General features: G+C 61.2%; 13 protein-coding genes. 5 read left to right on the top strand and 8 right to left on the bottom strand.

Annotation, left to right across the window (positions count from 1 at the left end; translation table 11 throughout):
• From VGC33_RS07430 to VGC33_RS07410, 5 genes are all read left to right on the top strand, one after another.
• On the top strand, window positions 1-513 hold a 513-nt coding region (locus VGC33_RS07430), incomplete at its 5' end, for an aconitase family protein (protein WP_331120110.1).
• The gene (leuD, locus tag VGC33_RS07425; protein WP_331120109.1) at window positions 510-1,118 is read left to right on the top strand and encodes a 3-isopropylmalate dehydratase small subunit; all 609 of its coding nucleotides are present in this window, start codon (window positions 510-512) and stop codon (window positions 1,116-1,118) included. The genes VGC33_RS07430 and leuD, both read left to right, overlap by 4 nt.
• Window positions 1,119-1,233: 115 nt before the next feature.
• Window positions 1,234-2,697 (top strand): amidase, encoded by a 1,464-nt coding sequence (locus tag VGC33_RS07420; RefSeq protein ID WP_331120108.1) that lies wholly within the window; start codon window positions 1,234-1,236, stop codon window positions 2,695-2,697.
• Entirely contained in the window at window positions 2,697-2,894 is a 198-nt protein-coding gene (locus tag VGC33_RS07415) for a hypothetical protein (RefSeq protein ID WP_331120107.1), read from the top strand. Before VGC33_RS07420 ends, VGC33_RS07415 begins: the two co-directional genes overlap by 1 nt.
• Window positions 2,895-2,956: 62 nt before the next feature.
• Window positions 2,957-3,709, top strand: a complete 753-nt coding sequence (locus tag VGC33_RS07410; RefSeq protein ID WP_331120106.1) for a GntR family transcriptional regulator — start codon at window positions 2,957-2,959, stop codon at window positions 3,707-3,709.
• Between the two features lie 18 nt (window positions 3,710-3,727).
• On the opposite strand, the gene VGC33_RS07405 is transcribed toward VGC33_RS07410, so the two are convergent.
• The 8 genes from VGC33_RS07405 to VGC33_RS07370 are packed head-to-tail and all read right to left on the bottom strand — an operon-like array spanning window position 3,728 to window position 12,112.
• Window positions 3,728-4,864, bottom strand: coding sequence for an AbrB family protein (locus VGC33_RS07405; protein ID WP_331120105.1), 1,137 nt, complete (start codon window positions 4,862-4,864; stop codon window positions 3,728-3,730).
• 23 nt (window positions 4,865-4,887) lie between these two features.
• Window positions 4,888-5,652: a sulfite exporter TauE/SafE family protein gene (locus VGC33_RS07400; RefSeq protein WP_331120104.1), complete on the bottom strand. Its 765-nt coding sequence runs from the start codon at window positions 5,650-5,652 to the stop codon at window positions 4,888-4,890.
• 14 nt (window positions 5,653-5,666) lie between these two features.
• On the bottom strand, window positions 5,667-6,989 hold the full coding sequence (locus tag VGC33_RS07395) for an amidase (RefSeq protein WP_331120103.1): 1,323 nt from the start codon (window positions 6,987-6,989) through the stop codon (window positions 5,667-5,669).
• A gap of 3 nt (window positions 6,990-6,992) precedes the next feature.
• On the bottom strand, window positions 6,993-8,300 hold the full coding sequence (locus VGC33_RS07390; protein WP_331120102.1) for an amidase: 1,308 nt from the start codon (window positions 8,298-8,300) through the stop codon (window positions 6,993-6,995).
• Between the two features lie 52 nt (window positions 8,301-8,352).
• A complete protein-coding gene (locus VGC33_RS07385) occupies window positions 8,353-9,201 on the bottom strand; it encodes an ATP-binding cassette domain-containing protein (protein WP_331120101.1) in 849 nt (282 codons plus the stop codon).
• Window positions 9,198-10,277, bottom strand: coding sequence for an oligopeptide/dipeptide ABC transporter ATP-binding protein (locus VGC33_RS07380; protein WP_331120100.1), 1,080 nt, complete (start codon window positions 10,275-10,277; stop codon window positions 9,198-9,200). The genes VGC33_RS07385 and VGC33_RS07380 overlap by 4 nt, the downstream gene beginning before the upstream one ends.
• Window positions 10,274-11,164, bottom strand: a complete 891-nt coding sequence (locus VGC33_RS07375; protein ID WP_331120099.1) for an ABC transporter permease — start codon at window positions 11,162-11,164, stop codon at window positions 10,274-10,276. The genes VGC33_RS07380 and VGC33_RS07375 overlap by 4 nt, the downstream gene beginning before the upstream one ends.
• Before the next feature lie 3 nt (window positions 11,165-11,167).
• Entirely contained in the window at window positions 11,168-12,112 is a 945-nt protein-coding gene (locus VGC33_RS07370) for an ABC transporter permease (protein ID WP_331120098.1), read from the bottom strand.
• Window positions 12,113-12,121: the final 9 nt, after the last annotated feature.

The raw sequence follows: 12,121 nt of genomic DNA, 5'->3' as shown, positions 1-12,121 counted from the left end.
GGCATCGACGGCCGTCTGCCCGATCCGGCCACCATCGAGGATGGCGATAAGCGGCAGGAAGTGGCCGCGGCGCTGGACTATATGGGGCTATCCGCCGGCGCCGCGCTGACCGCGATAAAAATCGACCGGGTGTTTATCGGTTCCTGCACCAATGGACGCATCGAGGACCTGCGGGCGGCGGCCGGCATTGCCCGGCGGGGGCGGGCGAAGGTGCCGGCCTGGATCGTGCCCGGCTCGAGCGCGGTGAAACGCCAGGCCGAACGGGAAGGGCTGGATAAGGTGTTTATCAACGCGGGCTTTGAATGGCGCGACGCCGGCTGCTCCCTGTGTACCGCCATTAACGGCGATATGCTTGCCGACGGGGAGCGTTGCGCCTCCACCAGCAACCGTAATTTTCGCGGCCGGCAGGGCGTTAACGGACGCACCCATCTGGTCAGCCCGGTGATGGCGGCCGCCGCCGCGCTGACCGGTTATTTAACCGACGTACGCACTCTGGCGGAGACAGCATCATGACCTCGCTACTGACGATTGACGCCATCGGCATCCCCGTGGATGAACCCAATGTGGATACCAATCAAATTTGTCCCACCCGGTTTAATAAAGTCCCGCGCGGTCCGGCCTTTGCCCGCATCGCCTTTCACGATCGGCGTTTTGACGGACAGGATAACGAAAAGACCGATTTTATCCTTAACCAGCCGCCCTACCGCGACGGCGGCATTATCGTGGCCGATCGTAATTTCGGCTGTGGTTCATCGCGCGAGACGGCGGTGTACGCGCTGGTGGAATTTGGCATCCGGGCGGTTATCGCCCCCAGCTACGGCGATATCTTTAGTAATAATTGCTATAAGAACCGCCTGCTGCCGGTCGTGTTGCCGAACGAAACCTGTCTTGCCCTGCGCCATCAGCTGCACGGCAATAAGGGCGCGCATCTGCGCATCGACCTCGAGCAGCAGGTGGTATGGGACCTGAATAACGACCGACACGCATTCGATATCCATCCCCTGCGGAAAAAAAGCCTGATAGAGGGGATAGACGATATCGCCCTGACCCAGGGATATGCCGATACCATCCTGGCGTTTGAAGAGCGCTACCGCGCCGCCTTTCCCTGGATCACCTGACCGGCCGCGCCTGTCGCGACGGCAGCGAAGGGAATTTTTTGCCCCGGCTTGACTTATGGGTTAAACACTATAGTTTAAATGATAGTGTTTAAACTCTATTTTGTTGGGGCGGCGCATGTCTGAAGAAATCCTTACGTTAAGCTGTCTGGAACAGGCCGACCTGATCAGGCAAAAAAAACTCTCTCCCGTGGAGCTGGTCCAGGCCTGCCTGGCGCGCATCGAGCGTTACGATCCCCTGCTGCGCGCCTGGATCAGCATCGACGCCGCAGGCGCCCTGGCCCAGGCGCGCCGGGCGGAAACCGAGATTATCCAGGGCCGTTACCGCGGTCCGCTGCACGGGCTGCCTTACGGCGTCAAGGATCAAATGCACGCCCTGGGCCTGCCGACCACGCTCGGCACCCGCGTGCTGAACGAAGAAGAGATGATTGCGCCCTGCAACGCGGCGGTAATTGAAAAATTGCAGCAGGCGGGGGCCATTCTGTTGGGCAAGCAAAATCTCCATGAATTCGGCAAAGGCGGGACGCTGGAGTTTGCCTACGGGCAGCCGCGCAACCCCTGGAACCCGGACTATTCGGCGTCCAGTTCATCCACCGGCTCCGGCATCGCCACCGCCGCCGGGATGTGCTCGTTTTCCATCGGCGAGGATACGGGCGGCTCCATACGCGGCCCCGCCGCGTTTAACGGCGTGGTGGGACTGCGCCCGACCTTCGGCCGGGTAAGCCGCCATGGGGCGGTCATGGCGGGGTATACCACGGACGTCCTGGGCCCGCTTTGCCGGCGGGTGGCCGACGCCGCCCAGGTCCTGTCCGCCATTGCCGGCCACGATCCGCGCGATCTGCTGTCGAGCCGGCGGCAGGACACGGCGTTTTTACCGCGGCCGGGCCAGTCGCTCAAAGGGGTAAAACTGGGTATTGTCCGGGAAATTGCCTACAATGACAGCACCAGCGACGAGGTGAAAACGGCGTTTGACGCGGCGGTCGGGGTGCTGAAACAACAGGGCGCGGAGGTGGTGGTATTGTCGTTGCCGCTGACGCTCTATGCCGTGCCGTTATTGCTGTTGAGCCTGGATGCCGATGTGGCGGCCTGGTTTGTCAGTAAATACCTGCGCGATCGTTATGACCGGTTTGACGCCGGTACCCGCACGCGCCTGGCGGCCGCGGCGTTAATCCCGGCCACGGTGTATAATCGGGCCATGCGCGGCCGGGTCTTGGCCCGGCGGCAGCTGCTGGACGCTTTTGAACAGGTGGACCTGCTGATTTGCCCCACCACGCCCACGGCGCCGAAACTGATTGAACAGATGCAGGAACGCCTGGATACTGGCGACGACGCGGTCGCCCGTTTAATGGAACGCCGGATTGGCCTGTACCCCTTCAGCCTGGCGAATGTTCCCGCGCTGTCGGTGCCGATGGGGTTGTCCCGCCAGGGACTGCCGCTGGCGCTGCAGTTTGCCGCCAGGCCGTTTGCCGAACAACAGCTGCTGCAGGCGGCCGACATTTATGAAAACGCCACGCCCTGGCACACCCTACAGCCTGATTTGGCGCACACCTTGGCCGGCCGAACCACCCAGGAGAAGAGATAATGCTACCCACTCTGGATTACGTCCGTTCCACCCTGGCCTTACAGAATATTCCCGTTCATGAGGATGAAATCGACAACATCCATCAACGGCTGATAATCTGGTTCAGCGCGCTAAACGACATCGAGCGGCACCTTGGCGCGCAAATGGACGACGTGGAGCCGATACCCCCGGTCTATCCCCACGATATGTGCCAATGACGGCAATGATTGCGTAAATTCCGGGAAAATAAGACTCTAAGGACCGATTAGGCAACATCATTATGACTTTACACATCAAGGCACCGGCTGCTAAAACAAAAACCTCAAAAAAACCGGTTTATCTGGCCGTCAAGGAAGATTTGATCCGCCGCGTGCTGAGCGGAGAATGGCGTCCGGGCGAGCTGGTGCCCAGTGAAATCGCGCTGGCGCAAGAATATTCGGTAAGCGTGGGCACCGCGCGTAAAGCGGTGGAGCAACTGGTGCAGGACAAGATCGTGGTGCGCCAGCGGGGCCGGGGCACCACCATCGCCACGAATAAAGGGGAGGGCGCGTCAAAACCCTTCCGGTTCCTGAAGTTTTACGCCGCCAACGGCGAGCGCACCCAGGAGACCACCTATCTGGAATGTGTCCGGGGCAGCGCCTCGGCGCGCGACGCGGAGCACTTGAATATTGCCGTCGACACTCCGGTCGTCCGGCTTATGCGCCTGCGCACCGCCGGCAACCAGCCGGGGATACTGGAACATATCGTGGTGCGGGAGGATATTTGTCCCAATGCGGCCGAACGGCTTGCCGAGCACCGTCCCGTCAGTATTTCCAGCTTTCTGGACCGCACCTATAATATTCTGATTGTCAGGGTGGATGAAAAAATCCACGCCGCCCTGGCCGGGGAAGAAGATATCAAGCACCTCGCCGTCAGCAGCGGCGACCCGGTGCTGGAAGTTACCCGCACCGCCTACGACCTGGCCGGGCGCATCGTGGAATACCGCACCACCCATGTCACCCGAAACGTCTATTACGCCAATACCACCAAATAACGGGCATCGCCTCCGGCGCTATTTTTCCGCCTCGACGGGCAATGTCCGTTTGGGTAATAGCGCCTCGACATGATCCGAGAGCGCCACCCATACCGGCACCAGCGAGTTAACGATAATCTGTCGCAGCACCTGTGCCGTCACCACGATTTCCATATGGGTGTCCAGCGTCTTGGCCAGGATAATCATTTCCGCCGCGCCGCCGGGCGCGGTACTCAGGATGGCGGTTTGCCAGTCGACCGGGGCAATCATGTGGAAGAAGGCGGCAATCACCAGCGAAAATAACAGCAGAAAGACAATAGACAGCAGACCGATGGCCACGTCCCGCAGCCGCAGCGTGGCCAGCCGCGCGATGATGCCGTGCCCCAGGGTCACGCCGAGCAGGATCTGCGCCGCGTGGGAGAGCAGGGGCGGGAGTATCAGCACGCTATGGGACGGCATAAGATTTCCGACCAGGATGGCCAGCAGCAACGGCCCGATAAGGGAAGGCGATGCAATACGCATTTTATGGGCGAGGTAATACCCCAGGGCGGAAATCGCCAGTATCAACGCCGCGTTAATCAACTGCAGGTAATCCGCGTAATCCCCACCCGCCACCGGGACGGCGTCGAGGTTGACCCTCATCAGGTTCGTCAGCACAAACGGGGTGAACATCACCACCGACAGGATCCTGACGGATTGCACGATGGCGACCAATTCCGCATTGGCCCCGTATTGTTGCGCCAGGTTCGCCATAATGCCGATGCCGCCCGGCAGCGTGGAAAAAAAGGTCGTTTTAACCGATTGACGGGTGGACAGCAGGGAAAATAGGATGGCCAGCACAAACGACGATATCAGCGACAGGACCATCATGATAACGATATCGATAAATAGCCAGCCGAGCGCGCCGATGTCGCTGAAGTGCAACAGGCAGCCGATGCCGCCGCCCAATATGGCCTGGCCGGTCTGCCGCATTTTATTGATATAAAGCCTGCCCGACAGTTTAAGCGCCGGCAGTAAAAAACACGAGGTGAGCGCCGCGCCGGCCACGCCGCCGAACATCCAGCCCAGTTTAAAATGAACGGATTCCAAAACCCACCCGATAACGCCCGAGGTCAAGAGCATTATCGCCAGATAAAATAGACGGTATAGCGTGGTGTAGCCTCGCGTGCATGGCATATCATGTCTCAATGTAATGATGGCTAGGAGGTGATAACCGACAAAATAAAATAAAGACCGCTGAATAAAATCAATATTTCAATGAGCAGGGTATGCGCCTTTATATGCATCCGGTTTAATAACCAACGGGCCAGGTAGGTGCCCGGAAACATACAGGCGCCGATCAGCAGTCCATATAAAAAGTAGCGATAGTTCAGCAATGAAAAGCTAAAAAAGAAAATGACTTTGCAGATATTGGTTATCATGCCGATACAGGCATCGGTGCCGATGATGCCGCCGCCGATAAGCCCGATGCCCAGCAGGATCGGCATCAAGACGATACCGCCGCCGGGTAGCGCGCCGGACACAATGCCGAACACTATCGCCGCGCCGATGATCACGGCCGGGGTCGGGGTAAAGTGTTTTTTCGCCATATACCGCCGCACGGGAATAATAACCAGCAAAAAAACGCCGATGACCAGTTCAAGGGCATTTTGCGGCAACACTTTATATATATAGGTTCCCAGCAGGACACAAGGCAGGGCGGGGACCATGATTTGCAGCAGCGTCCGGGCCTGGATATGCCGTCGATAGACCCAGACGCGGGACAGATTGCCTAAGGTCATGGCGACCGCCATCACCGGTATCACCGCCTTGATGCCGAGAATCGGCGTCAGCACCGGCGTCAATACCAGTCCCGAGCCGAAACTGCTGATCCCGCCCACAATGGCGGAAAAAAAAGCCGCCCCGCCTAACAGAAAATACTGCAAAAAACCGTACGCCGGCAGGGTGTGCGTTATGACGACCATTCCTTGATGCCTCGTTATTCTTGTTCTGAAATAAATGTTTCTATAGCCAGCGCCGCGGAAAACAGCGCTTCGTCATGGAATCGACGCCCGACCAACTGAATGCTCAGCGGCATGCCCGCGGGGCCGAATCCGGCGGGCAGGCTGATGCAGGGCATATACAGCAGGGTCCATAATGAATTAAACGTGGCCGACCCGGTATCCGCCAGTCCGGGCGTGGCTTCGCCGGCGGTGGCCAACGTGAGGATAACATCAGCCTCGTCGAAGGCTTTATCGATATGGGCGCGCATGGCTTCGGCCTTGAGCTGGGCCTGAATGTAACCTTCCAGGGGGATGTTCTCTCCGTCCCTGATGCGGCCCTGGTATAACTTTTCGCTGAGCTGATGCCGGTGGTTGATTTTTTCAAACGCCAGGCTACGCGCCGATTCAAAATTGGCGATAACCCGATGCACCGACAGCCAATCATCGAATAATTCCGGCGCCAGGTCCAGATCCATGACCCGATGATGCCGGCCCGCCAGTTTGCCGGCGTAATCCTCGATCAGTCGCCGGGAAGAGAGCTCGGCGGACGGCCACTCCGGCGGGCGGCAAACCGCAATGCGCAAGCGCCGGTCCGCCGGCGGCACCGGCTGGTAAGGGATCGCCATGATGGCCGCGCGGAACAGTTCGGCGTCACCCACGCTGCGGGCGCAAAGCCCGAGGGTGTCCAGCGAACCGGATTGGGCTTTTACCCCTACCCGGCTGAACTCGCCGAAGGTGGGTTTATACCCGACGGCGCCGCAATAGCTGGCCGGGCGAATGACCGAGCCGCTGGTTTGCGTGCCGAGCGACAGCATGGCCTGGTAATCCGCCACCGCGGCGGCGCTGCCGGAGGACGAACCACCGGGCGTGCGCTGGCTGTCGTACGGATTCATGGTCGGGCCGGGCGCGCGGTTGGCGAATTCGGTGGTCACGGTTTTACCCAGAATAACGCCGCCCGCCCGGCGAATCAGCGCCACGGCGGCGGCATCCATCGCCGGATGATAGTGGGGATACACGGGCGAGTTAAAACCGGTGCGCATGCCGTGGACATCGATAATGTCCTTTACGCCCACCGGGATACCGCGCAATAACCCATTGGACGCCGAGCGATCCGCCAGGCGCGCCTGCTCCAGCGCCTGTTCGCGATCCAGCCAGGCCCAGGCCATGACCTGCGGGTCGCGCTCCTCGATACGCTCCAGACAACTGGCCACCAATTGCTCGCAGGTAATGACGCCTTGCGCGATGGCGGTGCGCGCCGCAACGGCGGACAGTCCGGCCAGAGCGCCGGACGCTATGGGCGCCGTGATGTTTTTCAGCATATGTTAATCCTGTTGGGTCAATAGATTGGCGATGGCCGCCGCGAGGTTCAGCAAATGGCCGTCGGCGTATTTCCTGCCGACAAGTTGAATGCCGACCGGCATTTTGTTCGGCCCGGTGAAATGCGGCAGGGTGATCGCCGGGACCTGGAGGAACGTCCAGAGAAAATTGAACACCACGTTACCGGTAAACGCGATGCCGCGCGGCGCCTCGCCCTGGGCCGAGGGGGTCAGCAGCGCGTCGATGCCGTCTTGCGCCAACCGGTTATCCAGCCAGTGGCGGCAACGCTCGCCCAGCCGGATCGCCGCGCGGAACATCTCAAGGGTCGTCTGCTCCCCCGGCGCCACGCGCTGGTTAATAAAATCATCACTGACCCGATCGCGAAAGCGCGACAGCTCATCGGCGTAGTTGCGCACCGATTCAAACGCGCAGATTTGCCGGTGCGCGTCTTCCAGACCGTTAAAAAACGCCGGCGGTTCCAGATCGATGACCTTGACCCGCGCGGCTGACAGCACCTCCCGGGTGTGCTCCAGCGCCCGTTGCGATTCGCCGGCGGCGCGGTCCCAATAAGGCGTGCGGCAGACGGCGATGGTGCGCCCGGCAAGCGTGGCGGGCGTCACGGGAACGTAGGGCGTGCCGGTCAGGACCGCGTTGAATAACCCCAGGTCCTCCACCGAGCGGGCGATCATGCCGACGGTATCCAGCGCTTCGGTATTGGTTTTCACGCCGGCGTTGCTGATGATTTGGAAGCTGGGTTTAAAACCGCACACGCCGCAATACGCGGCGGGACGAATAACCGAACCGCCGGTTTGGGTGCCGATGGCCAGGGGAATATGAAAATCCGCCACGGCGGCGGCCGAGCCGGACGATGACCCGCCCGGCGTGTGCCGGATATCGACGGGATTGCGCGTCGGACCGGCATGGCGATTGGCAAACTCGGTGGTGACGGTCTTGCCGAGGATAACGCCCCCGGCGGCGCGGGACAGCGCCAGGGCGGCGCCGTCCCATTGCGGACGGTGCCGCGCGTAGATAGGCGATCCGTAGGACGTCGGCATGTCGCTACTGTCGATAATGTCCTTGATGCCCAGCGGGATGCCGTGCAGCAGCCCCCGCGCCGGCTGCGCGTCGAGCTGCGCGGCGCGTTTGCGCGCCCCAGCGGCATCAAGGAACGTCCAGGCGCGGATGTCCTTCTCGCGCGTATCTATGCGCTCAAGGCAGGCTTCCAGCAACCGTGTCGCGGTTAGCCCGCCGGCGTCGATGGCCTGCCGGGCCGCCACCGCCGTTAATCGTTCGTAGTTCGTTTTATCTGTCATCGGTACGCCTTATCGTGGAATGCTGTGGTTTCACCGTCTGGCCGATAGCGGTTTATCCGGCGGATGATACGGGCCCGGGCGCGCCCAGGGTGTTTTCCCGGTAATTGCCATAAACCGCGCTGCCGGTCAGCAGCCGGGTATAAGCATGCGCCGGGTGCAGCAGCACCTGTTCGGCGCTGCCCGACTCGATGATTTCGCCCTGGCGCATCACGGCGACATCGTCCGAGATTTCAGCCGCCACCCCTAAATCGTGGGTAACGAACAGAATCGACATCCCGAACTGTTTTTGCACCTCGCGCAGCAGCAGCAATACCTGTACCTGAACCGTCGCGTCCAGCGCCGTCGTCGGTTCGTCGGCCAACAGTAATTTGGGTTCGCAGGCCACGGCCATGGCGATCATCACGCGCTGCTGCAGGCCGCCGGAAAGTTCCGACGGATAGGCGCGCAGCCGCCGTTGCGCCGAGGGGATCTGTACCAGATCAAACAACTCCCTGGCCCGGGCCAAAGACGCTTTCCAGCTCATGCCTTTATGATGAACCAGCATTTCAGCAATCTGATCGCCGACGCGGAATACCGGGTCCAGGGCGGTCATCGGCTCCTGAAAAATAAAACCCACCTCGCGGCCGCGCACCGCGGCCCGCTCCGCGGCGGACAAGGTGACCAGGTCCCGCCCGTCCAGCAGGATACTGCCGCTTATGCGGGTGGTTTTGGCCGCCAGCAGGGCGAGAATGGCGCGCAGCGTCACGCTTTTCCCCGAGCCGGATTCGCCCAGCAGGGTTAATACCCGGCCCTGGCCGATGCTCAGGCTGATATTTTTGACAATCGGCCGCCACTGGCCGCCGACCCGGAACGCCACGTTAACCTGTTTGAGTTCCAGTAAGGGATGGGATGTCTGCGTCATGACGTCGGCTCCGTCGCGGCGGGGGCCAGGCTATGGCCGGAATCGGGCACCTGCATCCAGCAGGACACCAGATGATCGTGCGCGGTTGACGCCCCCCGGGCCAGCGGCGGTGTTTTGGCCGCGCACACCGGCTGCGCGAAGGCGCAGCGGGTGTGGAAACGACAGTGCTTCGGCGGATTGATGGGGTCCGGCGGATCGCCGGGCAGCGGCGGCGCGGCGATTTTTACCCGCGGATCCGGCGACGGTTTTGACGCCAGCAGCGCGCGGGTATAAGGATGGGCGGCGCGGGAAAAAATGGCTTCCGCCGGGGCCGACTCGATGATTTGCCCCAGATACATCACCACCACCCGATCGGCAATATAACGTACCACGTTGAGATCATGTGAAATGAAGATATAGGTCAGCCCCAGGGTTTCCCGCAGTTCGACCAGCAGGTTGAGCACCTGGGCCTCGACGGATTTGTCCAGCGCGGACACCGGTTCGTCAAGCAACAGCAGGCGGGGCCGCAGGGCCAGCGCCCGGGCAATATTGATCCGCTGCCGCTGCCCGCCCGACAGCTCGATGGGATAACGGTCGGCATACTGTCCCGCCGGCATGCCGACGGCGTCCATCAGCCGGCAGGCATAATCGGCGGCGGTGGCGTTATCCACCCCATGGGCCAGCAGGCCGAACATAATGGTGTCGAGCACCGACATGCGCGGATTCAACGACGAATGGCTGTCCTGGAACACCATTTGCACCGCGCGCCGGGACTCGGCGCCGAGTGTGCTGCCCGGCGCGCAGAACACTTCGCCGTCCAGATCGATCTCCCCCTCATCGGCGGCGATCATGCCGGTTATCAGCCGCGCGGTGGTGGTTTTTCCACAGCCTGATTCACCGACGATGCCCAGGGTTTCGCCTTTGCGCACCTCGAACGAGAGGCCGTCCACCGCGCGCACGGTCTGCTTGCCGCCAAGCCACCCCTCCTTGACGCGGTAAAACTTGCGTAAGCCGCTGACCCGCAACAGGGGTTGGGCCGGGCCGCCCTTGTCCTCGATGGGCGGCAGCGGCGAGTTGTTATAGACAAAGTGGTTCATCTGCGTATCTCCATGGCTTTGCGCACGCCGTCGCTTATCACGTTAAAACAAATGGAACAGATAAAGATCATCACGCCGGGAATGGCCGCCACGATGGGATTGACGTAAATCGATTGCCGCAGCGACGACAGCATTAACCCCCAGTCGGCGGTGGGCGGGCTAACGCCCAGGCCGAGAAAGCTCAGCCCCGAGGCGGTGATAATCGACACGCTGATTTGACTGGAGGCAAACACCACGATGGGGCCGAATACGTTGCTGAACACATGCTGGCGCAGGATGCGCCAGGTGGACGCGCCGGACAGCCTGGCCGCCGTCACAAATTCATGGCCGCCCACCTGGGTGGTCACGCTCTCGGCAATCCGCGTGATGGGGGGAATAAAGATCAGCGAAAGCGATAATATCGCATTGGTCAGCCCCGGCCCCAGCGCGCCGGAAATGGCCACCGCCAGCAAAATGGAGGGAAAGGCGTAAAAGACATCCATGCTGCGCATTATGGCGGTATTGGTGCGCCCGCCGGCGTAGCCGGCGATAATACCCAGTCCGCCGCCCGCCAGCAGGCCGATCATCACCGGCATAAACGCCATGATAAGCGAGACCCGCCCGCCGTAAATCACCCGGGAAAGGATGTCCCGGCCCAATTCATCGCCGCCCAACAACCGCTGCGGCGTGCCGATATCCGCCATGCGCAGGGCAATACTGGTGGCATAGGGGTCCTGGGGCGCCATCCAGTTGGCGCCGAGGGCGGCGAGTATAATCACCAGCAACGCCAGGGTGGCCGCCACCGATGCCGGCTGGCCCAGATAGCGGCGCAGTACCCGCATGCCGTAGCCGGCCCGTTTGGTGCGGGCGGGCGCGTTCACACCCAGGGTGTTCGTGGCCGATTTCATCCGTCATGCCCTCCGGATGCGCGGGTCGGCCCAGCTTTGCAGCAGATCGACCACCAGGTTCAAAATAACAAAGGAGAGCGACAGCACCAGCATTGTGCCCTGGAGCAGCGGCAGGTCGCGCTGGAAAATGGCGGTGGCCATCAGATAACCGGTGCCCGGCCAGGCGAAAATGGTTTCCACCAGCACCGAGCCGCCCAGCATATGGCCAATCTGCAGGCCCATCACGGCCAGGGAGCCGGGCAGGACGTTACGGATCACATGCCAGAAGATGCGCCGCCGGGTAATGCCCTTGGCCCAGAGGGTGGTAATAAATTCCTGATCAAGGATTTCGGCGACATTGGCCCGCACCGTCCGCGCGATGACCGAGACCGGGATCGCCGCCATGGTGACCGTCGGCAGGATAAGATGGCGGATATGTTCCCCATCGAGCCGCCAGTCGTCCGGCCCCATGCCCAGCGGCGGTAGCCACAAATGGTTCACCGAGAACACGATCACCAGTACGATGGCCAGCCAGTAATGCGGGATGCTCACGCCGGCGAGGGTAAAAAAACTGATCACGTGGTCGATAAACCGATCGCGGCCGATACCGGAGATTATCCCCAGTGAAAAGCCCAGGCTACAGCTTAATAACCCGGCGCTGACGGCCAGCACCAGGGTGTTTTTGACCGCGGCCATCGTTTCGCTCGCCACGGGGCGTCCGGTGCCGAGCGAGATGCCGAGATTGCCGTACGACGCGTTCGCCAGCCAATAGGCATACTGTACGGGAATGGGTTTATCCAGCCCGTACTCATGGCGGATTTGCGCCACCAGTTCCGCCGAGGCCTCATCCGGCACCAGGGCGTTGATGGCGTCACCCGGCGCGAGATGCACCAGGGAAAATACCACTACGGTCACCGCAAGCGTAATGGGAATGGCATACAGGAGACGACGAAGTATATAAAACAGCATAATCTTTCG

It is taken from the genome of Acerihabitans sp. (assembly GCF_036398755.1).
GTDB lineage: Bacteria > Pseudomonadota > Gammaproteobacteria > Enterobacterales > Enterobacteriaceae > Acerihabitans.
The sequence above is the reverse complement of the archived record's forward strand: the minus strand, read 5'-3'. Positions and strand labels throughout refer to the sequence as shown.